The sequence below is a fragment of the Brevibacillus agri genome, from assembly GCF_004117055.1.
Taxonomy (GTDB): Bacteria; Bacillota; Bacilli; order Brevibacillales; family Brevibacillaceae; genus Brevibacillus; species Brevibacillus agri.
Genome location: NZ_CP026363.1, coordinates 871,570 through 896,568, shown reverse-complemented (window position 1 = coordinate 896,568; position 24,999 = coordinate 871,570). Strand labels below are relative to the sequence as shown.

Genomic DNA, 24,999 nt, shown 5'->3' with positions numbered 1-24,999 from the left:
AGCTCCTCTCTGTATCGTGCCGCTCTTATTTTTTCAGCAGCTTGCTGCCTTTGTCCGTCGCATTTTGCAGTGCTTCGTCAATCGTTGCCTGTCCGAGCATGGCGCGTTGCAGTTCTTTCTGGATGACATCCTGCAGTTCTTTGTAGCCAGGGGCCATCGGACGTGGATAGCCGTATTGCAACTGATCGACCGCGACCTTGAAGTTCGGATCTTTTTCATAGAATGCCTTCATCTCCGGCGAATCTACAGCGTCAGTCGTCACAGGCATGTATCCGGAAGCGATCGACCACGGCACTGTTTGCTCGGTGTCGGTCATCCACTTCATGAACTCCCACGCCGCTTTTTTCTCGGCGTCAGACGACTTCGCCAGCATCACCAGGTTGGCGCCGCCTGTAGGCGTACCGTAGTTTTTATTCGCTGGCAGGAAAGCTGCCCCCATGTCAAATTTGGCATTTTTCTTCAACTCCGTCAAGGAGCCTGTCGTGGTGAAAATCATGCCGACCTTTTGGTTCAAAAAGTCCTGTTCCGCTACATCCCACGCGTTGTAGTTTTCGCCTGGAGGGTTTTTCATCAGCCCTTCCTTGACCATTTTGGACCACAGCTCAAGCGGTGCCTTGCCCGCCTCGTTGTTCAGCGTCAGCTCCTTGCCGTCCTCGCTCAAAATGCTGCCGCCGCCCTGGAATACAAGCGCCTCGTAGAACCAGATGTCAACAGGTGTGGAGAAGCCGTAGCGGGTAACTTTGTCGCCTTCCTTCTTGGTCAGCTTTTGCGAAAAGCTGATAAGCTCATCCCATGTTTTCGGGCCGTTCGGATCGAGCCCCGCTTCCTTGAGCATGTCGCGGTTGATGTACAGAAGCGGTGTGGAACGGTTGAAAGGCACGGCGTACAGTTTGTCTTTCCAGTAGGAGTTTTTCATCAGGCCGGGAATGTATTTTTTCTCCTCGCCTTGCGAGTACGGCGTCAAATCTTCCAGTACTTTCGCATCGGCAAAGGCGGCGATCGACGCGATCTCTACCATCGTCACATCGGGATTGTTGCCCGCCGCGACAGAGGCGAGCACCTTGGAGTGGTTCTCCTGATAAGCGCCCTGGTATGCCGCTTTTACTTTAATATCCTTATGTGTCTCGTTGAACTTTTTGACCATATCTTCAATCGTTTTCCCGCGCACGCCGCCGAGCGCATACCAGAAGTCGATCTCCACCGGGCCGTTTTCTGCCGCTGTTTCCGCTGCCGGCTGGGTAGTCGCGTTGCCCGTGCCGGCAGCCTGCTCCTTGCCAGTCGAGCCGCAGCCAGCCAGTACGCCTGACAAGCCGAGAGCAAGTGCACATAGAATCGTTCCTGTCTTTTTCATCGCCTTCATGATTTGGTTTCCTCCCACATCGTTTTCGATTATTTGGATTGGTAGACAAACGCTTTGATGATATGGCGCTGGGCCACGAAGAAAATGACGAGAATCGGCAGGATGAGGATCATGTTCCCCGCCATCATGACGTTCCACAGCGTGCCGCCGTCTGACATGTGCAGACTCGAAATCCCGATCGGCAGTGTGCGCACCTCGTCGCTGTTGGTCATAATCAGCGGCCAGAAGTAGTCGTTCCAGTGATAAATGAAGCTGAACAGCCCGAATGTGACCAGCACCGGCTTCGCCATCGGCACCATGATCGTCCACATGATTTTCCACTCCGAGGCATTGTCCAGCCGCGCCGCCTCGATCACCTCGTCCGGCACCTGCATGAACGCCTGGCGAAGCAGGAAAATTCCGAATGCGCTCGCCGCGTATGGAATAATCAGCGACCAGAGCGTATTGACCAGCCCCCAGCCGCTCAGTTGCACGTAGATCGGCAAAAAGATCACCTGTCCGGGAATCATCAGGACGATCAGCACGAGGCCAAACAACAAGTTGCGGCCGGGAAACTGATAGCGGGCAAACGCATAGGCAGCAGGAACTGCGGTCAAAAACTGCAGCACCAAAATTCCGACGGCCACCAAAATGCTGTTCACCGTGTACATGAGAAACGGCCCAGACTCCCAGGCGTGGGCAAAATTGCTCCACTCCCACGATTCAGGCAGCATGGTCGGCGGAAACTGCCTGACCTCCGGCATCGTCTTGAAGGCGGTAGAGGCCATCCATAAAAACGGAAACACAAACAACAAAGCGACAACCAAAAGCCCGACCCACTCTGCTGTTTTCAAAGAGATTGCACCCACTCGTTTCATGCTGTTCCTCCTTTCTCTCGCATGTCGTCAACGATAGTGCACACGCTTGGACATGAACACGAAGTGCAGTGCCGTTAAAATCCCTACCAGAATCAACAGGATGACGGATGCAGCCGCAGCCAGCCCGCCGTTGTAAAAATCCATCCCTTGCTCGTAAATGTAGTAGACGAGCATGTTCGTGCTGTTGATCGGCCCACCTTGGGTCATGATCGCAATCGTATCGAATGCCTGAAACGACGAGATCGTATTGATGATGAGCAAAAAGAAGATCGTCGGTGACAGCATCGGTACCGTAATCCGCACAAGCGTCCGCCACCAAGGCGATTGATCGAGCGCGGCCGCCTCGTAAATGTCTCCCGGAATGCTTTGCAGCCCGGCAATGAAAATGAGCGTGTTGTACCCGACGCCTTTCCAGATGCTGACGATGATGAGAGACAACAACGAGCTTTTCGGATCGGTCAGCCAGGTGTATCCCGGCAGCCCGACAGCTTCGAGCGCCGCGTTCAGCAGCCCGAACTGCGGGTCCATCAGCCACATCCAGAGCATAGAGACAGAAACGAGCGAGATGATGTGCGGGCTGAACACTGTTGCCTGGATGATTCCGTACACTTTTGCCTTCTTGTTCAGCCACAGCGCGAGCAAAAAGGAGAGCGTCAAGCCGATTCCCACTGTCGCGACGGTGAAGACCGCCGTATTGCCCAGCACTTGCCGAAAATCTTGGTCGCCGAGCAAATCGCGGTAGTTTTGCAGCCCGACCCAATCCATTTCTTCGAGGTTAATCAGCGACCAGTCCAAAAAGCTCAAATAGATGATCGACCCGATCGGGTAAAAAAAGAACAGCAAAAAGCAGATCATCGCAGGCGCCAGATAGAGGTACGGGCGAAGACGCGTCGCGAGCTCCAGCCATGCCGCAGGCTTCACAGCCGCTTTTGCCTGCACCTGTCCGGTACCCGGCAGCTCGTGGGCAGTTGCCGCCTTTCGCATCAGCTCACCCCTCCTGCAAGCGTCGATACTTGCTCGCGTCCGCCCAGTCGGCCCACTCTTTTTCCGCTTGCCCGATCAAACACGTACATGTGCGGCTTTGCGACTGTGACGGTAACGGCTGCGCCAAGCTGCCCCGCTTCCTCGGTGTCGGCCTTGACGATTACCCTGCCTTTTTCCGTCTCCACATGGAACAGCGTGTCCGAGCCGAGTATTTCCCGGGAGACGATCTGGCCTTTTGCCACCCATCTGTCGTCGGCCGGAACCGGGGAGACCGCTGCAGGCAAAAGCAGCGCTTTTTCCGGGCGAAATCCCCACAACTGCTCGCTTCTGCCTTCCGCCGGCACGACGTTCATCGCGGGCGAGCCGATAAACTGGGCGACAAACAAGTTTTCCGGCTCCTGGTACAAATCCATCGGGGCCGCCACCTGCATGATGTGTCCGTCGCTCATGACGACGATCTGGTCGCCCATCGTCATCGCCTCCACCTGGTCGTGCGTCACGTAGATGAAGGTGCTTCCGAGTTGTTTGTGCAGGCTGGTCAGCTCTACGCGCATCTGGTTGCGCAGCTTCGCGTCCAGGTTGGACAGCGGCTCGTCCATCAAAAATACTTTTGGCTTTTTCACCATCGCCCGGGCGAGAGCGACGCGCTGCCGCTGACCCCCGGAGAGCTGGGACGGCTTGCGCTTGAGATAGTCGGACAACCCGACGATTTCCGCGATTTCCTCTACGAGCACCTTGCATTCTTTTTTGGAAGTTCCCCGGTTTCGCAAGCCGTAGGCGATATTGTCGAACACGTTCATCGTCGGGTAGAGCGCGTAGTTTTGAAACACCATGGCGACATCGCGCTTTCCGGGCGGCAACGCGTTCACCGCCTGATCGCCAATGAGAATGTCCCCGCCTGACACCGTCTCCAGACCTGCGATCATCCGCAAAGTCGTCGATTTTCCGCACCCCGATGGCCCTACCAGAACGGTAAAGGAGCCGTCCGGAATCACCAGATCCAGTCCTTTGACCACCTTTTGGTTCTGAAAGGTTTTCGTTACCCCTTGCAATACCACTCGCGCCATTTCTTCATCTCCCTCCTTGCGCCTTGGCGGCCAGCATATCAGTGACAAATGACTCAAAATCGGCATAGCGGAAATCAGGCACCGCGTAGAGCCATTCCTCTTGCCCGTACCACTCCAGCACTGCGGCCGACACCCCGCCGGCAACAGCCGCCAGCACGTCGTAGCGGCTATCTCCAATCATCATCGCCTGCTCCGGGTATCTGCCCAGACTTGCCAGCGCTTTGTGCACAGGCTCGGCAGCAGGCTTGCCTCTCGTCACGTCGTCGACGGTGACGATCACGTCGAACAGCCTGTCAATCCCCGCCTGCTCCAGCCCGGCCAGCGCAAATTCCCGCTGCTTGTTGGTGACAACCGCCAGTTGGTAGCCCGCCTGCTTCAATTTTTCCAGCCCTTCTCGCACGTAAGGAAACAGGCGGACGTGCCGGGCATGGTTTTCGCGCACGTAGGCAAAGTACTTGTCCAGCACCTCGCGCTTGTCAGGCACGCCTGCTGCCGCAGCTACAGCCGCCAAAAAATCGTCAAACGACTCGCCAAAGCGCGCGAGCAGCTCTTCCCGGCTGAAGTGCCCCGGCGCATACTCTTCTGCTGTATAGGCGACCGCGTCGATGACCGCATCCCGGCTGTCCAGCAGGGTGCCATCCAGATCAAACAGCAACGCTTGAATCATGCAAAAAACTCTCCTTCCACAATAGGGGGCTGCCGACTGACACCGCAGTCGCTCCATGCTGCCATACTTCCTCCATTTGTTCCCGCTTGCGGATTAATCCTCCAGCAATAATCGGAATATCAATCACCCGCTTGTACTCCGCGATGTACTCCGGCAAGAGGGCAGGCATCAGCTCGACCGCGTCAGGCTGCGTTTCCTGCAGAGACGACAGCCCGGACTTGAGCGAGTCGCTATCGACGAGAAACAGCCGCTGGATCGTCAACAAGCCTTGCTTTTTCGCCAGCTTGACCAGCGTATTGCGCGTGGTCACAATCCCGTCCGGCTTCACGTAATGCGCCAAAAAGGCGATGCCTTCCCGGTCGTAGCTGATGCCGCCGATTCTTTCCAGGTGAAGAAACACCGGGATATTCCTGCTTTTGAAAAAGTCCACGTAGCCTTTTATCACACCGATATTGCCGATCGAGAGCACCGCGGCACTCACCTGCGCCTCGGCCGCTTTTTCCAGGTACTTCGCCTCCTTCACGGAAGCGATCAGCTTGTACGCGGCCAGCCTGGCATGAAACTGCTCCTGATTCATTCGTAAGCCTCCTTTGCCCTCAACAAAAAAACCCACAGCGACATGACAATTGCCAAAGAACTCTCGATGAAAGTGCTTGGAAAGGCTGTCGGGGGTTTCTCCATGGCTCCAACCGAAGGGATGTATTCACTTGTTACTTTGAATGGTAATGCACCAGCATTAAGAGAACTTGAAGCGTTTGTAAAAAAAGGGCAAAGTTCCTGTAAGGATGCGATTGACGAAAATCGCCGAGCAGGAGTATGATCCATCTATATTCAAATAATCAAATATTCGAATATACGAAAAGAAGGGTTGCTACCATGAAGTGGGCCGCTAGATTTGAGGGCTACAATACGCAAGCATTCAGAAAAGACTGCGTGTCAGGACTAATCGTAGGGATTATCGCAATTCCGCTTGGCATGGCGTTCGCGATCGCCTCAGGCGTCAAACCGGAGTACGGGATTTACACCACCATCATCGCGGGTACGCTCATCTCGCTTTTTGGCGGCTCCCGCTACCAGATCGGCGGGCCGACCGGGGCCTTTATCCCGATTTTGTTTGCCATCGTCATGCAGTACGGCTATGAGGATTTGCTGCTCGCGGGCTTCATGGCCGGGATTCTTCTCGTCCTGATGGGGCTGCTCAAGCTTGGCGGACTTATCAAATTCATCCCCCGCCCCGTCACCATCGGATTTACTGCCGGGATTGCCGTCATTATTTTTACGGGGCAGATCGCCAATTTCCTCGGTCTGTCGCAAGTGCAGCGGCACGAGGACTTTTTGTCCAACATGAAGGAAGTCGCCGTTCACCTCGATACAACCAGCTTGTACAGCGTAGCGACGGCAGTCTTGAGTCTCGCCATTATTTTAATCACGCCGCGCTTCGTGCGAAATATTCCAGGCTCGCTCGTCGGCCTGGTCATTTCCAGCGTCGTTGCCTTCCTCTTTTTCGAAGGAAAAGTCGCGACGATCGGTTCGACCTTCGGAGAGATTCCCAACGCGCTGCCCGGCTTCCATTTTCCTGAAATTACGCTGGAGCGCGTCCAAAAACTGCTGAGTCCCGCTCTAATCATTGCTATACTAGGAGCGATAGAGTCTTTGCTGTCTGCGGTAGTCGCGGATGGCATGACACGCAGTCGCCACAACAGCAACCAGGAGCTGATCGGGCAAGGCATCGCCAACATGGTGACGCCGCTTTTCGGGGGAATACCCGCTACAGGCGCGATTGCCAGAACCGCGACGAATATCCGCAGCGGAGCGACCTCCCCTGTGTCCGGAATCGTCCACGGCATCGTCGTCCTGCTCATTCTCGTCCTGCTCGCTCCTTACGCCTCGCACATTCCTTTGGCGAGCATGGCGCCGATTCTGATGCTGGTCGCCTGGAACATGAGCGAGCGCAAGGAATTTGCGCACATCCTGAAAGCAAGGACGAGCGACTCTCTCGTGCTGCTGATTACTTTTTTGTTGACTGTCTTTACGAATCTGACTACCGCCGTCGAGGTCGGGCTGGTGCTGGCCGTGCTGCTGTTTATCAAACGAATGCGCGAAAGCCTGCGAGTAGCCAAAGTATTGCCCGACCCTTCCTTGAAGCATGAGAAGGTCACGCCTCACATGGTGACGTCCCAGCACGATTGCCCGCAAATCAGCATCTACACGATCGAGGGACCGCTCTTTTTCGGGGATGCCGATCTGTTCGAAAGCTCGCTTGCGAACACGTTGCAGCATCAGCCAAAAGTGTTGCTGCTGCGAATGGGCAAAGTACCGTTTCTGGACATGACGGGCGAAGCCAATTTGTCGCGGATCGTGAAACAATGCATGAGTCAGGGAACAACGGTACTCGTCTCCGGAATCCAAAACGCCCCGAAACAAATTTTAGAGCGCACGGGCCTTTATGCGCTCATCGGCGAAGCACACTTTTTCGACCACACCGGAGAGGCAATCGAGTACGCCCTGCGCCGGCTGGACGTCGGCAAATGTCTGGGCTGCCAGCACTTTGCTTTCCGGGAATGCGCGAGCCTGGCTGATCCTCACTCGCAAACGGCTTGCGTGCAGCAAACATCCCAAACGTCGGTATGACGAAAAGATCGGAGGAACCTGCTATTGAATTTGGAGCTACAGCAATTTAAAGCGAATTTCTTCAAAGCACTGGGGCATCCCCTGCGGATTCGGATTCTGGAGCTCTTGGCGGAGGGAGACAAAAACGTGAACGAGCTGCAAACGCTCATCGGCAGCGAAGGCTCGGCCGTTTCCCAGCAACTCGCTATTTTGCGCAACAACAACATCGTGTACGGAACAAAGGACGGAAACAAGGTGACGTATTCCTTGCGCGACCCGATGATTATCGAGCTGCTCAGCGTTGCCCGGCAAATTTTCAACAACCACCTGATCGACACGATCTCGATGCTGGATCGCTTCAATGAAGAATAGCGGCTGTCGTATGGCAAAAGAAAAAGCCCGGGACTTCTCATCGTCCCGGGCTTGCTTCATTTTTATGCGGAAACGGACACTAGCGCATCCAGCGCAATCAGCGCCTCGGCTTCAATCGCTTTGGCCATCGTCTCTGTGTGCGGGTTGTACGAGGCAAGCAAATCGGCATCGGCGTAGCCGTCAATCGCGAGGATCGACCCGGCCTTCATGCCGCGCAGCGCGGCAATGACGAACAGCGCGGAGTTTTCCATCTCGACAGCCAACACCCCTGCTTTTTGGTACAGCTTGTGCGGAAATTCGAGGACGCCGCTGTAAAAAACATCGAGCGTCAGCGTGATGCCTTCCGCTACGTGCAGCCCCGATTCGTGCGCTTTTGCTGCTTGCACGAGCGCATCTGCCACGCGGCGATTGGCGACAGCCGGGAAACCGGGCGGAACCAACTGGCTTGTAAGCCCGTCCTGGCGCACAACAGCCGAGCTGATGACGAGGCTGCCCGGCTCGATTTCTTGCTGATACGATCCGGCCGTCCCGACGCGGATGATGACCTGTACGCCACCCTTCGCCAGTTCTTCAAAGCATACAGCCGCTCCAGGCGAACCGACGCCGTGGCTGACTACCGCTACCTCCGTGCCCCTCCAGCTTCCGGCATAGCTGTGGTACTCGCGATTTTCCCCAATTTGCCGCGTGTTTTCCAGCTTGGAGGCGATCAAGGCAGCGCGTTTCGGATCGCCGCAGACGATAGCGCGTTTTGGCAGTTGTTCCGGGTCTACTTTCAGATTGGTCAGCATCTCAATCAAACTCCTTTTTCTCCCATTCGTCTTCCGGGATCGGCAACGCCTCACCGGAAAACCGCTCTTCGCGGAACGGGTCTGCGATCAGGTGAAAGCCGTTTTGCTCCCAGAAGCCGGGCTTGTTTTCGCGCATAAACTCAATGCCGCGCAGCCACTTCACGCTTTTCCAGAAATACAGGTGCGGGACGACCAGGCGCAGCGGCCAGCCGTGCTTGTCCGTCAGCGGCTCCCCGTCAAAGGAATGGGCCAACAGCACATCGTCGCGCATCAGGTCGGCCAGCGGCACATTCGCCGTGTAATCGTGATCGCCGTGCAGCATGACGTAGGACGCGGCGGGCACGACACCGATTGCCTGCAAAAAATCACGGAAGCGCACGCCTGTAAATGCATTGTCAAACCGCGACCAGCGCGTCACGCAGTGAATGTCGCTTTTCACCGTCACCTGCGGCAGCGCCATGAGCTGTTCGTAGTTGAGCGTAACTTCCCGGTCGACCTCGCCAAACACGCGCAGCGTCCAGTCCTTCATGTCGTAGGTGGGCACTTCGCCCTCGTGCAAAATAGGAAAGCGCTCTGTCAATACTTGTCCTGGCGGAAGCCGTTTGGCCAATGCCGGGTCGACCGCCGGCACCTTCATCCGTTTGATCCGATCTGCCTTGTTCATGTTGCGTACCCCCTTGGTCTTTGCTGACTGCACCCTCTTTTGTTACCGGGTGCTCTGCTGATTATGGCTGGCGCCTTTCATCCGATCCTTCAGGAAGAACATCGCCACCACCGTGAGCAAATACGGCAGCATCGAAGTAAACTGCGTCGGAAGCGAGAAGCCTTGCAGACGAATGCTCAGCGCATCCATCAAGCCGAACAGGAAGCTCGACGCCAAAATTCCCAGCGGGTGAGACTGCCCCATCATCATCGCGACCAGGGCGATAAAGCCGCGACCCGCGGTCATCCCTTCCGAAAACATCGTCACTTGCCCCAAAGAAAGCTGCGCTCCGGCAATCCCGCACAAAGCGCCGCACATGACGATCGCGAGCACCTGCAAGCCTGCTACCTTCAACCCAAGGCTGCGGGCAGCCACCGGATTGGAACCGACGGCGAGAACCCGGAAGCCGGTAACCGTCTTGTAAAAGAACAAATAGAGCGCAATCGCGGCCACAAACGCGAGGTAGACGAGCGGCGAATGCCCCGATACGACCTCGCCCACGACGGGAATGTGCTGTAGCCCCGGAATGTCCCACTTCGGCAAGCCTGCCATGTCTTTATCGTAAAAAGCTCCCTTGACGCCAAAAATCGCCCGCAACGCAAACGTCGTCAAACCGAGCGCGAGGAAATTGATCGCCACCCCGACGACGATCTCGTTTGCTTTCAGCTTGATCGTCATATAGGCAAACAGCAGGGAAAAAAGAACGCTCGTCAGCGCCGCGATCAAGATCGCGAGGAACAGATTCCCGGTAAAGTGATTGCCGACGATGGCGGAAAAGGCGCCAACGAGCACCATGCCTTCCAGCCCTACATTAAAAATGCCAACCCGCGCGCACAGCGCTCCCCCCAATGCCGCGAGCAAAATCGGCGTCACCATCCGAATGGTAGAACTGACGAGGGACCAATCAAGCAGTTCCATGAGATTCTCCCCCTTTTGCTTTCCGCTTTTTCCACCAGTCGTAGCTGAATTTAGCCGAGATAAACAGGATCAGCACGGCTGAAATCACACTGGCCAGCTCCAGCGGTACCTCTGTGTTGCGCTCCACGCCCATCGCTCCCGTCTGGAACGCAGCCAGCAGAATCGAGGTAAACACGACACCCACCGGATGGGAGTTCGCCAAAAGCGTTGCCATCAGCCCTGTCCAGGCGAAGTTCGGCACCGTCAAAGCGCCGTCGACAAAACGATAGTGCGCCCCCAGCACCTCGACCGTTCCTGCCAGGCCGGCCAATCCGCCGCTCGCAAACATGCCCGTCAGCATGACGCGAATGCCGTTGATCCCCCCGTACTGGGCAAACAGCGGGTTTTGTCCGAGCATTTTCACTTCATAGCCAAACGGCGTAAAGCGAATCACCCAAAACAGGATCGCGGCACCGACGATGGCAAACAAAAAGCCCGCGTGCACACTCATCCCCGCAAACAACTTGGGCAACCAGACGCTTTTATCGAGCATGACCGTCTGCGCCAGCGCCGCCGAACCGCTGCGGTCGCGAAACGGCTCGGTTACGAGGTAGCTTGCGAACAGAACGGCGATATAGTTGAACAGCAAGGTGGAGATGAGCAGCGGTATGCGGAATCTCGCCTCCATAAAGCCCGGCAGCAGCGCCCACAAACCGCCTGCCGCCATCCCCGTGAAAATCGCCGCCACCAGCTTCACGACTCCCGGTGCGGGCAAATAGATCGCCACGAGCGTAGCACTGATCGCCCCGAGCACCATCTGTCCTTCTGCCCCCAGGTTGAACACTCCCGCCCGAAAAGCAAGCGACAGCCCCAAGGCGATCAGCATGATCGGCGTCGCTCTCGCCAAGGTAGAGGTGAAGAAGTAGAAGCTGCCGAAGGCCCCTTTCCACATTTCCTGATACGTGCCCAGGATAGATTCCCCTACCGAAGCGATGACGAGCGCCCCGATCAACAGCCCGATGACAACCGCCAAAAGCGGCTGAACCAGTGATTTACCCAGCTCTTTGATTGCTGCCATGAACGCTTCCTCCCGCCATTAACACGCTGATTTTTTCCTCGGTTGCCTCTTTGCGCGAAAGCTCTCCGGCGATCCGCCCTTTGTACATCACCAAAATCCGGTCTGACAGCGCCAAAATTTCCGACAGCTCGGACGAGACCAGCAAAATCCCGTCGCCTGCGTTGCGCTTGTCGATCAGCGCCTGATGGATGTACTCCATCGCGCCAATATCAACACCCCGGGTCGGCTCTGCCGCGATCAAAAACGGAGTCTCATGTCCCAGCTCGCGCGCCACGATCAGCTTTTGCAGATTTCCGCCCGACAAATTCCCGGCCAGCTCCTGAAGCTGTCTGGAGCCTGTCTTGATCGCGAACTTTTCTACCCAGCCTCTGACGACCTGGCGAAAAGCTTCGCGCAACACGACGCCGCGCCGATTGAACGCAGGCTTTCGCTGGTAGCCCATCAGCGCGTTTTCCTCGACGCTCTCCAGCTTGGCCGTCCCCCACAAGTAGCGATCTTCCGGGATGTGCGCCAAGCCCGCCTCGCGAATCGTCGCGACAGTCTGGTTGGTAACGTCCTTGCCGCCCAGCCGAATCGTTCCCTCCTGTACCGTCCGCAAGCCGCTGATCGCTTGCAGCAGCTCGGATTGGCCGTTGCCCGATACGCCCGCGATGCCGACGATTTCCCCGTGATGCACGGTAAAGCTGACCCGGTCGAGCAGCGTCTGTTTTTCCCGAACCGTCAAGTTCTCCACCTGCAAAAGCGGCCCCCGCTCCAGATCGACGCGCTCGCTCAGCTCCCGCAGCTCGCGTCCGACCATCAGCCGGGCCAGATCGTCCACATTCGTCTCGTCGCGCGCTACCGTGCCCGTCACCTTGCCGCCGCGCAACACCGTGATCCGATCTGCGACCTCCATCACTTCCTGCAGCTTGTGCGTAATCAAAATGACGCTCTTCCCGCTCTCCGCCAGATTGCGGATCGTCTGCAACAGCTCGCGAACTTCAAGCGGCGTCAGCACGGCAGTCGGCTCGTCCAGCACGATGATGTCCGCTCCCTGGTACAGCACCTTGAGAATTTCCACACGCTGCTGCTCGCCGATGGAGCAGTTGGACACTCTAGCCTGTGCATCTATCGGAATCCGGTACTGCTCGCTTAGTGCGCGGACCTTTTCCACGGCGTCCTTCCGGCGGAAAAATCCGGCCTGCTGCGGCTCGTAGCCGATCACGATATTTTCCGCCACGCTAAACTCGCCAAACAGCATGAAGTGCTGGTGCACCATCCCGATCCCGCTGCGAATGGCGTCCTGCGGCCCGCGAAAAGCGACAGGCTTGCCGCCTAGCACGATCTCGCCGGACGTAGGCTGCTCCATGCCGTACAGCATCCTCATCAGCGTCGTCTTGCCCGCGCCGTTTTCCCCGACGATGGCGTGGACTTCTCCCGCAGCAAGCGAAAACGAGACCTTGTCGTTTGCAATAAAATCTCCGTATTTCTTGGTCATGGCCCGCATTTCCAAACGATCGGTCATCCTTGCTCCTCCTTCTTTGCGCCTAGCCTTTCTCTTCCTTGCCTCTGCTCCTTGCCTTGCATATAAGGAAGACCGACTACACAGTTGTAGTCGGTCACAATCATGCACTGTGCGCTAGCTGTTAAAACGAGTCTGGCACTTTGCGGGTACCAGCGATGATCTCCTCGCTGATCGCTTTTACTTTGTCCACGACTTCCTGGCCAATAAAAGCGTTCAGAGGCGTCTGGCTCTCGTGCGTCACATACGTTACGCCTACGCCTTTTTCTTTCAAGCCGTAAGTGACGACGCCCGGCTTGAACGAGCCTTCTACGAACGACTTCACGGTTTCATACGCAGCGGCATCTGTCCCTTTGAGCTGGGACAACACGATGTGCTCAGGGTCGATCGTGGTGCGGTCAACGTCCTGTCCCGATGTATAGAAGCCTTTTTCCTTCGCGGCCTCGAACACGCCGAGGTCGCCTACTGCTGCCGCTCCGTTGATGAAGTCGGCGCCTTTGGATGCTTGCAGCAGCGCCAGCTCCTTCGCTTTTGCCGGGTCAGAGAAGCTTCCTACGTAGTTCACCAGGAACTCCGCGTTTGGATTGGTTGCTTTCAAGCCTTCCTGGAAGCCGCCTGTCCATTTTTTCAACAGCGGAATATCCATGGCGACAACCATGCCGACCTTGTTTGTCTTCGTGGCAAGACCTGCCGCAGCGCCCATCAGGTAAGCCGCTTCCTGCTCGCGGAAGGTAACGCTGCGCACGTTTGGCAAATCTACTACGGTATCAATAATCGCGAAGTTGCGGTCAGGATTTTCGGCTGCCACTTTTTTCAGCGCGTCTTCCGCTTCAAAAGAAGAAGTGATAATCAGATCGTAGTTTTCCGCTACCGCAACGCGCAAATTTTCTTCGATGGCGCCGTGGTCAGTAGACTCGATGCTTTTTACTTCTGCGCCAAATTCCTGTCCTGCTTTTTTCGCGCCTTCGTCCATTTGCTGGAAGAACGGGTTTACCCCGATTTTTTCCGGCAAAATCAGCGCAATGCGCTTCTTCGCCGCGCCTTCTTGCCCTGCCGCTTCTTCCTTTGGCTTGTCAGCAGGCGCATTTCCGCCAGCCGAACAGCCCGCAGCCAAAACAGCAAAAGTGGTGAATGCTAACAACAACTTCTTCATGGTGTCTTCCGCTCCCATCCGAACGTTCTACGTTTTTTCTGTATCCTACTACGTAATGTACGGCTTTTTTCCGAAAAAATCAATACTAAACACGAATATTTTGCAATAAAAATATTTTATCGTTCGTGTATTACCCCTCCTGACAACAAAAAAACTCTTCCCGAAGGAAGAGTTTGCGTCCGAAGCCGTCCTCTTCCTCATCTGTCAAAACCCCGGTACAGGTTTTGCAGGAATTGGCACCTTTCTGTCCATGTCACGCATGTCCAGTGGTTGCCGGGCTTCATCGGGCCAGTCCCTCCGCCGCTCTCGATAAGGAGATAAAAACTATCAAGTTACAATGCATTCATTCTAGCAGAACAAACTGAAAAAGCAATTGTTTTTTCAGACTGTTCTCGCCAATTTTACACTTTGGCGCCTATTGTCTGTGAAACGTTTCCTGCAGCCGATGCGACAGATTGTTCAGTTCCCCCAGCTCTTCGGTAATTTCCCGCACCTTTTGATGCTGGTTTTCCGCTGTGGCGAAAAGCTCCTCCAGATTGGCGACCGACTGCTCGGTGACAGCGGTAATGGTCGACATTTCCATCGCCACTTCGCCCGAGCGCATTTTTACCCGGTTCATGCTGGAGCCGACCTGCTCCGCTGCCTGCAGGAAGGCCATCATGCCGGAGCGCACCGCCTCGATCGACGCCACTGTTTTCACAGCCAGCTCCTGGCCTTTTGCCACCGAAGCTTCCCCATTGCTGATCTGCTGTACAGCGTTCTCGCTTTCCTGATGGAGCGATTTGAGAATCTCGGTAATTTCCTGTGTAGCGGTTGCGCTCTGCTCCGCCAGCTTGCGCACCTCGTCTGCCACCACGGCGAAGCCGCGGCCGTGCTCGCCTGCACGCGCCGACTCGATGGCGGCGTTTAGCGCAAGCAGGTTCGTTTGCGTCGCAATCTGGTTGATGGCTCCTACGATTTCCTCGACCCGATTGGCCTGGCGGTTGAGCTGGTGAATCGTCGACGCTGCCACGTTGACGGCAGAAACGATCTGTTCCATTTGCTGCGACAGCTCTTTCATCATGTCGACGCTTTCTTTCAGGCGGCGGTTGTTCTGGTCGGACTCGCTCTTCATCGCGTTCGTCTGCGTGGTGACCGCCACGATCTCCTGGTCGATCGACTGCACCTCTTCCTCGATCTTCACTGTCGAGTTCGCCTGCGACTCCATGCCCGTCGCCACTTCCTTGAAGGCGATCATCATTTCATCCGTATTGCGTTTCGTTCCTTCGGCATGCTCGTGTACGTGCTCTGTCGTACGGTCGATCTGCTCGGTCATCTGTTGGATATGGACGAGCATCTCTCCCAGGCGACGCTCTTTTTCTTCCGCTTCCTGGCGGGCGATGTTTGCCTTCTGCAAGGACGCTTGTCCCGCCAGACAGAGGTACGTCACCGCTCCCATCATCATCAGAATCGCCATGATGCGTAGCACCAGATTCAGCTCGGTGAAATCGCCGCTGAAAATCTCGTACGATCCTGTGTAAAATCCGACCAGCGTCACGATGATTTGCGCAATTCCGGCTGTCACTACGAGCTTCCAATCCAGGTAAGCCGCGAGAAAACCCATGACCACAAAAGCGAGAAACGTAACTTCTGGATACGTCGTGAAATGATCGAACGAAATCGCGTAAAACATAAGTCCGATCGCTACCAGATAACGAATGACATGGCTGTCTCTTTTGATGAAGTAAAAAGGCGAAACAATAAGGGTGACCAGCAATCCGAGGGACGTCACTTTCCAGAAATTAGCGTCGACTTGATAGGCAATGAGTCCCGCCATCCACAGATGGTTCCATAGGATAAAAATCATAAAGCCTTCTTTGTCCGTTAATGTGTTGCGAACCAATTGAATCATAGTTGCCCCCCTTTTCCCTGCTACTTATGTATCGGATTCTTTTTCCATTATATCGCGCTCAGATTGACTAATTTGTGAAAAAAGTGAGAACAGCCAAAACCAGTGACGAATAGGCTACTATCATACCCCTTATTTTAAGACATCTGGAAAGGAACTAAGAACCGTGGAAGAACAACGCAATCTTTTGCCAGCCACCGTGCTGACGCGGACGATCCAACGTCCGAATACCACGATTTATTACCCGCAACTGGCGGGGCTAGCCAATCAGCAAGCAGAAAAAGACATCAACCGCGCCATTTTGCAAACGGTCCAAGGATTGATTCACGAACAGCAACGGGTACAAGTACCGGGAAATACCCAAATGCAAGGAAGCTACGAAATCAAAACGAACGAGCGCGGCATTTTCAGCGTCACCATGAGCAATTACGCGTACACTCCGCAAATGGCCCACGGCATGACCTTCCTCGGGTCGGTGACGGCAAACATCCATACAGGCAAGCTCTATACGCTGCGCGAGCTGTTCAAGCCGGGCAGCGACTACGTCAACGTCCTGTCCGCGAACATCAAACGCCAGATCGAGGCGCGGCAAATCCCGACGCTGAACGGTTTTACCACGATCAAGCCCGATCAAGATTTTTACGTTGCCGACAAATCATTGGTCATTTACTTCCAACTGTACGAAATCACCCCGTACTATGTCGGCTTCCCGATGTTTCCCATCTCCATCTACGAGTTGGAGCCCATCATTGACGAAAACGGGCCGCTTGGCATTTTGGCTGCCGATTAACAGCCCTCCTTTTACCTTCTTCCCCGAGCTGATGCCCTTGAAACGGCATCGGCTTTATTTTTGTCAGAAAAACGCCTTCTTTTCCACTCGAATAAACATTTACTTATATGTCCTGAACTGCTACTATGTTATTTGTACATATTTACTTAAGCAATCAAGCGCTTCGTCTTTCGAACCAGCTTTTCCTGGAGGTCTGATATCATGCAACATTACGGTCACAAGATCGGCCAAGCTGCCAGAGTCTTCAGTAAAACATTGAATGGAATCATGTCCCCGATGGGATTATATAGCTCGCAATGGAGCATTATTCTTTGCCTGCACTACCGCAACTCTTTGACGCAGGTGCAACTGAGCAACTACCTGAATGTCGAAGCCCCGACGATTACCCGGACATTGACCCGGCTGGAAGAGATGGGCTGGATCATCCGCTCCGAAGGCGACGACAAGCGGGAACGGTACGTGTCGCTCTCGCCTGCGGCAATCGAGCGTTTTCCCCAGTGGCTGCAAGCGGCGCGCGATTTGGAAGCGGTTGCCTTGCGCGATCTGGACGAGAACGAGCTTGCCGTCTTCAACCGGGTGCTGAAAAAGATGACAGAAAATTTGAATACGCAAGCGTAGGCTTGTTTTTGATACGACGACACGACAAAAGGGCTTCTACTCCTGAGCGGCTAAGCAGCCGTGTTCAAGCAGAAGCCCTTTTCCCTGTTGCGGGTTGCTGTTTACATCATCCGTTTGACCATGCTGCGCGCCATCCAGACGCCTGCCGCACCCGCCTGCGCCAGTCCGCGCGTGATCCCTGCCCCGTCGCCCCCGCAGAACAGTCCTTTGATTTCCGTCTCAAACTCCTCTGTCAGCTTGGGACGCGCCGAGTAAAATTTCGCTTCGACGCCGTAAAACAGCGTGTGCTCCGAGGCAATTCCCGGCGTGACCTTGTCCAGCGCTTCCACCATTTCAATGAGGCTTTTCATCGTATTGTAAGGCAGCACCAGTCCGAGATCGCCCGGCACGGCTTCCTTCAAGGTCGGCTCGAGGAAGCCTTCCTTGATCCGCGCTTCCGTAGAGCGGCGCGCCCGCAAAATATCGCCGTACTTTTGCACGATCACGCCGCCGTTGGACAAATCGTTGGCGCGTTTGCATATCTCTCGCGCGTACTCGTTCGGCTTGTCAAAAGGTTCCGTGAACGTATGCGAAACGAGCAGCGCGAAGTTCGTATTGGTCGAGCCGAGCGCCGGGTCTTTGTAGGAATGCCCGTTTGCCGCCATGACCCCGCTGTGGTTTTCCACGACGACGTGCCCGGACGGATTGCTGCAAAACGTGCGGACCCGCGTGCCGACGGATGTGTTGAAAATAAACTTGCCCTCGTACAAATGCTCGTTGATTTCGCGCATAACGACATCGGACGTCTCTACGCGCACCCCGACGTCCACCTGGTTGTTGTACATTTTCAGGCGGCGCTTTTTCAGGATGTTGGTCAGCCAAGCCGAGCCGTCCCGGCCAGGTCCGATCACGACAAAGTCGCTCTCGTACTCTCCCCCGTTTTTCAGGACGACGCCTCTCACGCGATGGCCGCCGTCTTCCTTGACCGTCAAAATGTCCTCGACCTCGGTCTTGAACATCATGTCGATCCGTTCCTTCAAATATTCAAAAATCGACTGCAAAATCTCCAGGTTTTGCTCTGTGCCCAAATGGCGCACCTGTGCGCGCAGCAGCTTGAGCCCTGCCGCGTACCCGCGCTGCTCGATGCTTTTGATCGTCTCTGTCGTCGGATCGGTAATCGTGCGGGTCGCGCCGTGCTCCAGGTTGATTTCGTCGACGTATTTGATTAGACCAAGCACAGTGGAAGGACTGAGGTAATCCGTCATCCAGCCGCCGAACTCCGTCGTGATGTTGAATTTGCCGTCACTGTAAGCGCCTGCTCCACCAAAACCGCTGGTAATCGAACAGGCCGGCAGACAGCCCGCATAGTCCTTTTTCCCGGCAGGCGGCGGACAAAGCTTGATTTTTTCTTCCAGGATCGGACAGCGTCTGCTGTAAATGTCGTGCCCTTTATCAATGAGAAGCACCTTGGCATTCGGCGCTTTTCGCGTCAGCTCATAACATGTAAAAATTCCGGCTGGTCCTGCTCCTACCACAATCGCATCGTATTTCTTCACTTCCAGTTCCTCCCCGTAAGCATGTTGGAATACTAGGCTTTCACCAAGCATAGATGGCTCTTGCGCTGTCTATCCCTGCCCGCGGCAACAGACGACAACGCAAAAAATTCCCGGCCGACGAATAAGGTATGTCAAAAAACACCCTCATTCGTAGCCGGGAATTTACGGTTCCCTGTAGAGACCCTCAAACCATATCTTTGAGGATATACGAATTTGTCATGTATTCATCAAGCCAGTCTTGTAGCCAACAACAATATGTATAGTAGCGTATAAGCTGAATCAAGTCAATATTCTTCAGCCCATTTATTCGCGTTTACATTTTTTTAATATAAAAAATACGATTGAAAAACGGTTTCACAAAGCAAAATCCGAACATTACATCCGAACGTTCGTCATTTCCGGTGAGTCTCTCCGAAAAACCCGGGAGGAATCGACACAAAAAGATAGAATATATAGAATTTTAAGAAATTATTTTCGTATTACTACTCTCATACAAAAAGGATGAGGCTTGCCCATGCGGGATTATCGCTATTACCAGTCTGCCTTTGCCGGTATTCCAAAGCCGTTCGCCTTCGTCGACCTGGATCTTTTGGAGCAAAATGCAGAGCAAATCGGGTTGCAAAGCAATGGAAAGCCGATTCGGATTGCCAGCAAATCCATCCGCAGCGTCGGTATTCTCAAACACCTTTTGCAACTGGACGACTGCCTTTCCGGGCTGATGTGCTTCTCCGCGCCCGAAGCGCTCCATTTGTGCGCGGCGGGCTTTGACGATTTGCTGCTGGGATATCCTGTCTGGGAAAAAAGCTGGCTGATCGCGCTTGGCGAGCAAATCCAGCAAGGGCGCTCCCTCACCCTCATGATCGACTCTGTCTCGCACGTGGAGCATCTGGAGCAAATCGCCCGCGAGCAAGGCGTCATTTTCCCCGTCTGCCTGGACATCGACATGTCGTCCGATATATTGGGCCTGCATTTCGGCGTGTGGCGCTCCCCTCTGCGCTCGCTGGAACAAGCCGTCGCGCTTGCTTCCCGCGTCGCTTCCTCCAAACACCTCAAACTGGACGGCATCATGGGCTACGAAGCGCAAATCGCAGGCGTCGGCGATCGCTACCCCCGGCAATTTTTCAAAAACAGCCTGATTCGCCTGCTGAAGCAGCAATCGGTCAAGGAGGTGGCTCATCGCAGAGCGGAGCTGGTGAAGGCGATCGGCGAGCTGGGCATTTCGCTGCGCTTCGTCAACGGCGGCGGAACGGGCAGCCTGCATCATACGGGAAGAGAGGACGCGGTTACCGAGCTGACAGCCGGCTCCGGCTTTTTTTCGCCCGGCCTGTTCGATTACTACCAGGACTTTCATTTTCAGCCGGCTGCCGGATTTGCGCTGGAAATCATTCGCAAGCCTGCCGAGCATATTTACACATGCGCGGGCGGCGGCTATATCGCCTCCGGTTCCGCAGGGGCGGATCGCTTGCCTAAGCCGTATTTGCCAACGGGCGTTCGGCTTATGCCCAACGAGGGCGCCGGCGAAGTGCAGACGCCCATCCAGTATCGCGGCATGGAGACGTTGCAGTTGGGCGATCCCGTCTTTTTTCGCCACGCCAAAGCGGGAGAACTATGCGAACGCTTTTCACGGCTCTACTGTGTTTCAGGCGGAAAAGTTGTCGAGGAAATGACGACCTATCGGGGGGATGGACAATGCTTTCTATAAGCAAAAAGGCAAACCGCTTTCGCAACTGGACAGGAAATGTGCAAAGCCAGCCGCGGCAAATCGCGCTGCCGCAATCGCTGGACGAGGTCGTCTCCATCGTCCGCGTCAAGCTCCGTGTTCTTCCCGCCTACCGTCTTCGCTACCAGAGCCTGCGCATGCCGCTGGACGAATGCTTGTCCTCCCTGGATACTTTCAAGCAATCACACCGCCATTTCGAGTTTTTCTCCTTCCCTTACTCCGACACCGTGCAAGTGAAATTCATGAACGAAACCTCGGAGCCTTCCAGCGCGAATCAGCAATGGAGCTACCTGAAAAAAATGGTCGTGGAAAACGGGCTGTTTTGGCTGCTGTCCGAAAGCTGCCGCCTGCGCCCCGCGCTCGCCCGCTCCGTGAGCAGGCTGTCCGCCCAAAGCGTGCCGGCGGTCAACGAAAGCGGCTACAGCCACGAGCTGTTCGCCACCCCGCGCCTCGTCCGCTTTTACGAGATGGAATATTACCTGCCCGCCGAGCATATGGGCGAGGCCATCCGGGAAATGCGCCAGGCCATCGAACAGGAGCGCTTCAACGTTCACTTCCCCCTGGAATGCCGCTACGTGAAAAAAGACGACATCTGGCTCAGCCCCGCCTACGAGCGCGACAGTGCCTTTATCGCCGTGCACATGTACAAAGGAATGCCCTATGAAGCGTATTTCGCCCGCATGGAGCAAATTTTCCGGCGCTATGGCGGCCGCCCGCACTGGGGAAAAATGCACAACATGACCGCCGACGAGCTGCATCAAGTCTACCCGCGCCTGCCTGATTTCCTCGCCATCCGCTCGCGGCTCGATCCCGAAGGCATGTTCGTCAATCCGTACTTGTCCGAGCTGTTCGGGCTTTCCTGACGCCTGGAGCCATTCGCATGTCCGCGCACGCAAAAATGCCCCTGCCATTTGCCGTGGCAGGGGCATTTTGTCTGGTCGGGCGCTTAGCCTTGAGTCGGGATGTCCGGGTTGCTTTTCTTGCCGCGGCCATAGCGCACATAATAGTAGAGATAAAACAGCGCCAGTGCGCCAAGTCCGTAGAACAGCCCCACTCGCTGCGTCGGATCGAACGCCGGGAAAATCAGGATGAACGTGCACAACGCCAGGCACAGCAGCGGCATCACCGGGTAAAACGGCGCCACGAACTGCAAATCCTCCAGCTTGCCGCCCTCCCGCAAATATGTCCGGCGGAAGTTGAATTGGGACAGGGCAATGCCCATCCAGGTGAAGGTGACCGCGATCCCGGAGACAGACATCAGCAGGACATAAACGGTATCGGCAGCAATCACGCTGGTCAGCAGCGACAAGAGCGAGAAAGCCAATGTCGCCAGCAGGCTGTTGAGCGGCACGCTTCTTTTCGTCAGCCTGCCGAATACAGGATGCGCCATGCCGCTGTGCGACAAGGCCCACAACAAGCGCGTGGCCGCGTACAGGCACGAGTTGCCGACAGACAACAGCGCCGTCAGGATGACGAAGTTCATGATATCTGCCGCAAACGGAATCCCTACAGAATCAAACACCGTCACGAACGGACTCTCCAACAGCCCCAGCTCGCTTGCCGGGAACAGAGCGGACAAGATCGTCACAGAAGCCACGTAGAACACGAGGATGCGGAAAACGACGTTGCGGATCGCTCGCGGGATGTTTTTTTGCGGGTTCTCGGCTTCACCCGCAGCAATCCCGATCAGCTCAGAGCCTTGGTAGGAAAACACGACGTTCATCATCGTGACAAAGACAATGGTAAACCCGAACGGAAACAGACCGCCCTCCGCTGAAAAGTTGGTGAAGAACGGGGCTTCCCGGCCTTCCATACTGATAATACCGAAAATAGCACCTAGCCCGACAATAATGAAGATGAGGACAGCCAGCACCTTGATCCCCGCAAACCAGTATTCGGTTTCCGCGAATCCTTTCGTTGTCAAAGCGTTGAAGGTAAACAGCAAAAGAATAAACAGGGCGCACCAAATCCAGATTGGCGTATCCGGGAACCATCTCTGCATGACCATCCCGGCGGCGGTAAACTCCACGCCAGCCGTCGTCGCAGAGCCGAGCCAGTACATCCAGCCGAGCGTAAAGCCGCTGGCCGGGCCAATGTACTTCGTCGCATACGTTTGAAAAGAGCCGGTTACAGGCATTTTCACAGACAGCTCACCCAGGCAGGTCATGACCAGGTAGAGCAAAATGCCTCCGACGAGAAACGCGACGAGCGCACCGCCCGGCCCCGCCTGGTTGATCGTATAGCCTGCGTTCAGAAAAAGCCCCGTTCCGATGACCCCACCCAAAGACAGCATAAACAGGTGGCGGCTTTTCATCGAGCGCTGCAGCTCTTTGTCCTTGTGAATCCCACCGTTCATATGATCCCTCTCTTTCCCCGCTCGGGAATGGCAAAATAAGATGCCGGGAAGGAACTGCCTGCGTTAGAAGCGCAGGGACAGGCAGCTCAATCCTCCGTCTTGCTTCTGAAATTCGGACATCTCCAGCTCGATCACCTGGTAGCCAGCATCCGTAATTTGCTTTTTCGTGCTGTCGTAGCCTTTCGGAATGATGACGTAGTCGTTGATGTGGATGCAGTTCGCGGAATACTCCGCTTCTTTTTCCACGATCAGGTGCTTGTAGTCTTTGAACACGGGGGAATCAATAAATTCGCCTGCCAGTACCAAGGTGTTGTTGCCCAGGTAGGCGATTCCGGTTTTCAGATGGAAAAACTCCTTCAGCGGAACGATCGTGACTTCGTAGCCGTACTTGGAGAGAATGTCCCGGAACTGCTTCGCGCCTTCCTCGTTCGTGCGCGTGGACAGTCCCACATAAAAATGGTTTTCTACCTGCATGACGTCGCCGCCATCGAGGAAGCCGGGAGCCTGAATATATTCAATCGTGTCAAAAAAGCGCGGGAGCACTTGCTTCATGTCCTCGATCTCACCGTTGCGGCTTTCCGCGCCAGGGTTGGTGATAACCGCGCACTTTTCCGTCAGGACAGCCGTATCTTCGACGAATGTGGAGTCCGGGAAACGCTCGTCCGCTTCCAACACGGTCACTTCCAAACCGGCTTGCTTCAAAGCCTCTATGTAAGCAGCATGCTGCTTTAGCGCCAGAGCGTAGTCCGGCTTTCCGAGATCAGATGTCGTCAGGCCGTTCACATAGCTTTGCCCCGGTTTTCTTACAATCGCGCGAGAAAATCTCATGATAGTCGTTCTCCCTTCTTTTTTTGAAATCATTCTTGAGATCTGCAAATCGTTCAGGTGCCCGCTTCCGTTCAGGCGCACCGGCTTTGCCTGGAAACGCTTCCGCATAAGCCCGCGCCCTGCTGCCCGTGCGCTGCCACTGATAGCGTCGTGCCTTTGGCGGCGGCATGCTCGGCTGCAAGCCATTCTGCCTGGATCGGCCAGTGCGTTTGCTGCCTTACGCCGCCACCTTTTATTCCGTATCGTGGAATCGCTTCTACAATACAAAATCACACCCTTAATGTAAAATAGTTTTAAATTTTTTGTCAATGAATTTTTACCTGCTCGAAATCTTGTTGATTCGCCTGAACAATTCTGATAGATTGATCTCATAAAATGCTGGCGAGACAACTGGCAAGCAGTCCTACGTCACTAGAAAGCCAGGAGGGAAACACGTTGGTACAATCGATTGACCGGGCAATGAGCATCATCTTTGTCCTGATATCTGACGAGAGCAAAACGCTCTGGTCCATCTCGGAAATCGCTGAGAAAACGTCTCTCCCGCTCAGTACGGTACACCGTTTGATTAGCAGCCTGATGAAGTACGGCTTGATCCAGCAGGTTCCGGAAACCAAGCAATACAAGGTCGGCCTGACCTGGATGGAGATCGGGCTGCGCATTTTGGACAAAATTGATGTGCGGGCAGTCGCCAGAACCGTCATGGAGCAATTGGCGGCAGATGTGCGCGAGTCTGTCTATCTGAATATTCCGCACGGCCATGACGCCATCGTGCTCGAACGGGTGGAAAGCTCCATGACGGTGAGAAGCATCGACAATTTGGGCGAGCGCATCCCGCTGCATATCGGAGCCGCCAACAAAACGATCCTGGCCAACATGGAGCCACAGGAAGCCGAACGGATCGTCGCCGCGCTGATCCCGGAACCCGAGCGCCGCCGCGAACTGCTTCTGCTGCTGCCGCAAATCAGGCAAAATGGATACGCTGTCAGCTACGGGGAGAAAACGGAAGGTACCGCTTCCATCGCGGCTCCCATCATCGGCTACAATCAGCGGGTAGTCGGCGCATTGAGCATCGGCGTCCCCAGCTATCGCATCACCGACGAGCTTTTGTCCACCCTGATTGAGCGGGCCAGACAAAGCGCCAAGGAAATTTCCCATAAGATCGGCGCATTGCCTTAATTTTTTACCCACCAAACGGAAATAGTTTTCACTATACGGAAAACGGAGGCA

Annotated in this window: 24 protein-coding genes and 2 riboswitches; of the genes, 8 read left to right on the top strand and 16 right to left on the bottom strand. The window is 55.2% G+C overall.

Features of this window, described 5'->3' with window-relative positions; genetic code table 11:
• Positions 1-25 precede the first annotated feature (25 nt).
• From BA6348_RS04545 to BA6348_RS04520, 6 genes are read right to left on the bottom strand one after another with little or no spacing between them, the layout of a single operon-like run.
• Positions 26-1,360 (bottom strand): ABC transporter substrate-binding protein, encoded by a 1,335-nt coding sequence (locus BA6348_RS04545; RefSeq protein WP_005827586.1) that lies wholly within the window; start codon positions 1,358-1,360, stop codon positions 26-28.
• 29 nt (positions 1,361-1,389) lie between these two features.
• A complete protein-coding gene (locus BA6348_RS04540; protein WP_005827584.1) occupies positions 1,390-2,217 on the bottom strand; it encodes a carbohydrate ABC transporter permease in 828 nt (275 codons plus the stop codon).
• Between the two features lie 27 nt (positions 2,218-2,244).
• On the bottom strand, positions 2,245-3,201 hold the full coding sequence (locus BA6348_RS04535) for a carbohydrate ABC transporter permease (protein WP_005827582.1): 957 nt from the start codon (positions 3,199-3,201) through the stop codon (positions 2,245-2,247).
• Entirely contained in the window at positions 3,201-4,268 is a 1,068-nt protein-coding gene (locus BA6348_RS04530; RefSeq protein WP_005827580.1) for an ABC transporter ATP-binding protein, read from the bottom strand. Before BA6348_RS04530 ends, BA6348_RS04535 begins: the two co-directional genes overlap by 1 nt.
• 4 nt (positions 4,269-4,272) lie before the next feature.
• Positions 4,273-4,935, bottom strand: coding sequence for an HAD family hydrolase (locus BA6348_RS04525; protein ID WP_005827579.1), 663 nt, complete (start codon positions 4,933-4,935; stop codon positions 4,273-4,275).
• Positions 4,913-5,512, bottom strand: a complete 600-nt coding sequence (locus BA6348_RS04520; protein ID WP_005827577.1) for a glycerol-3-phosphate responsive antiterminator — start codon at positions 5,510-5,512, stop codon at positions 4,913-4,915. The genes BA6348_RS04525 and BA6348_RS04520 overlap by 23 nt, the downstream gene beginning before the upstream one ends.
• Before the next feature lie 102 nt (positions 5,513-5,614).
• Here BA6348_RS04520 and BA6348_RS04515 point away from each other — a divergent pair, with 102 nt between their 5' ends.
• From BA6348_RS04515 to BA6348_RS04505, 3 genes are read left to right on the top strand one after another with little or no spacing between them, the layout of a single operon-like run.
• Positions 5,615-5,755 (top strand): hypothetical protein, encoded by a 141-nt coding sequence (locus BA6348_RS04515; RefSeq protein ID WP_155808538.1) that lies wholly within the window; start codon positions 5,615-5,617, stop codon positions 5,753-5,755.
• 56 nt (positions 5,756-5,811) lie between these two features.
• A complete protein-coding gene (locus tag BA6348_RS04510; protein WP_026557585.1) occupies positions 5,812-7,566 on the top strand; it encodes a SulP family inorganic anion transporter in 1,755 nt (584 codons plus the stop codon).
• Between the two features lie 24 nt (positions 7,567-7,590).
• On the top strand, positions 7,591-7,917 hold the full coding sequence (locus BA6348_RS04505; RefSeq protein WP_005827573.1) for an ArsR/SmtB family transcription factor: 327 nt from the start codon (positions 7,591-7,593) through the stop codon (positions 7,915-7,917).
• Positions 7,918-7,979: 62 nt separating this feature from the next.
• On the opposite strand, the gene BA6348_RS04500 is transcribed toward BA6348_RS04505, so the two are convergent.
• The 7 genes from BA6348_RS04500 to BA6348_RS04470 all read right to left on the bottom strand — a co-directional run bounded on the left by BA6348_RS04500 (position 7,980) and on the right by BA6348_RS04470 (position 15,928).
• Complete coding sequence (locus BA6348_RS04500; protein ID WP_007777312.1) at positions 7,980-8,705, bottom strand: nucleoside phosphorylase; 726 nt, start codon at positions 8,703-8,705, stop codon at positions 7,980-7,982.
• A gap of 1 nt (position 8,706) precedes the next feature.
• Positions 8,707-9,369 carry a sulfite oxidase-like oxidoreductase gene (locus BA6348_RS04495; RefSeq protein ID WP_005827568.1) on the bottom strand — a complete coding sequence of 221 codons (663 nt, stop codon included), beginning with the start codon at positions 9,367-9,369 and terminating at the stop codon, positions 8,707-8,709.
• 42 nt (positions 9,370-9,411) lie between these two features.
• Complete coding sequence (locus BA6348_RS04490; protein WP_122953095.1) at positions 9,412-10,326, bottom strand: ABC transporter permease; 915 nt, start codon at positions 10,324-10,326, stop codon at positions 9,412-9,414.
• Positions 10,313-11,383, bottom strand: a complete 1,071-nt coding sequence (locus BA6348_RS04485) for an ABC transporter permease (protein WP_007777317.1) — start codon at positions 11,381-11,383, stop codon at positions 10,313-10,315. Before BA6348_RS04485 ends, BA6348_RS04490 begins: the two co-directional genes overlap by 14 nt.
• On the bottom strand, positions 11,358-12,887 hold the full coding sequence (locus BA6348_RS04480) for an ABC transporter ATP-binding protein (RefSeq protein WP_122953096.1): 1,530 nt from the start codon (positions 12,885-12,887) through the stop codon (positions 11,358-11,360). The genes BA6348_RS04485 and BA6348_RS04480 overlap by 26 nt, the downstream gene beginning before the upstream one ends.
• Before the next feature lie 121 nt (positions 12,888-13,008).
• Positions 13,009-14,037: a BMP family lipoprotein gene (locus BA6348_RS04475; protein ID WP_005827564.1), complete on the bottom strand. Its 1,029-nt coding sequence runs from the start codon at positions 14,035-14,037 to the stop codon at positions 13,009-13,011.
• 194 nt (positions 14,038-14,231) lie between these two features.
• A riboswitch (SAM riboswitch) is annotated at positions 14,232-14,353 on the bottom strand.
• Positions 14,354-14,452: 99 nt separating this feature from the next.
• Positions 14,453-15,928, bottom strand: coding sequence for a methyl-accepting chemotaxis protein (locus tag BA6348_RS04470; RefSeq protein WP_005827563.1), 1,476 nt, complete (start codon positions 15,926-15,928; stop codon positions 14,453-14,455).
• A 163-nt stretch (positions 15,929-16,091) separates the two neighbouring features.
• Here BA6348_RS04470 and BA6348_RS04465 point away from each other — a divergent pair, with 163 nt between their 5' ends.
• Entirely contained in the window at positions 16,092-16,715 is a 624-nt protein-coding gene (locus tag BA6348_RS04465) for a DUF3298 and DUF4163 domain-containing protein (protein WP_005827561.1), read from the top strand.
• 201 nt (positions 16,716-16,916) lie between these two features.
• Complete coding sequence (locus BA6348_RS04460) at positions 16,917-17,333, top strand: MarR family winged helix-turn-helix transcriptional regulator (protein ID WP_005827560.1); 417 nt, start codon at positions 16,917-16,919, stop codon at positions 17,331-17,333.
• Between the two features lie 101 nt (positions 17,334-17,434).
• Here the strand turns inward: BA6348_RS04460 and BA6348_RS04455 are convergent, their stop codons facing one another.
• Positions 17,435-18,868, bottom strand: a complete 1,434-nt coding sequence (locus BA6348_RS04455) for an NAD(P)/FAD-dependent oxidoreductase (protein WP_005827559.1) — start codon at positions 18,866-18,868, stop codon at positions 17,435-17,437.
• Between the two features lie 131 nt (positions 18,869-18,999).
• Positions 19,000-19,099: riboswitch (purine riboswitch) on the bottom strand.
• A gap of 283 nt (positions 19,100-19,382) precedes the next feature.
• Here BA6348_RS04455 and BA6348_RS04450 point away from each other — a divergent pair.
• Positions 19,383-20,570 carry an amino acid deaminase/aldolase gene (locus BA6348_RS04450; protein WP_005827558.1) on the top strand — a complete coding sequence of 396 codons (1,188 nt, stop codon included), beginning with the start codon at positions 19,383-19,385 and terminating at the stop codon, positions 20,568-20,570.
• On the top strand, positions 20,558-21,451 hold the full coding sequence (locus BA6348_RS04445) for a D-arabinono-1,4-lactone oxidase (RefSeq protein WP_026557589.1): 894 nt from the start codon (positions 20,558-20,560) through the stop codon (positions 21,449-21,451). Before BA6348_RS04450 ends, BA6348_RS04445 begins: the two co-directional genes overlap by 13 nt.
• A gap of 83 nt (positions 21,452-21,534) precedes the next feature.
• Here BA6348_RS04445 and BA6348_RS04440 read toward each other — a convergent pair whose 3' ends face one another.
• Together BA6348_RS04440 and BA6348_RS04435 are read right to left on the bottom strand one after the other, a co-directional pair.
• Entirely contained in the window at positions 21,535-22,944 is a 1,410-nt protein-coding gene (locus tag BA6348_RS04440; RefSeq protein WP_005827554.1) for an amino acid permease, read from the bottom strand.
• Between the two features lie 63 nt (positions 22,945-23,007).
• Entirely contained in the window at positions 23,008-23,772 is a 765-nt protein-coding gene (locus tag BA6348_RS04435) for a dimethylarginine dimethylaminohydrolase family protein (protein WP_026557590.1), read from the bottom strand.
• 435 nt (positions 23,773-24,207) lie between these two features.
• Here BA6348_RS04435 and BA6348_RS04430 point away from each other — a divergent pair, with 435 nt between their 5' ends.
• Positions 24,208-24,948: an IclR family transcriptional regulator gene (locus BA6348_RS04430; RefSeq protein WP_005827551.1), complete on the top strand. Its 741-nt coding sequence runs from the start codon at positions 24,208-24,210 to the stop codon at positions 24,946-24,948.
• Positions 24,949-24,999 lie beyond the last annotated feature (51 nt).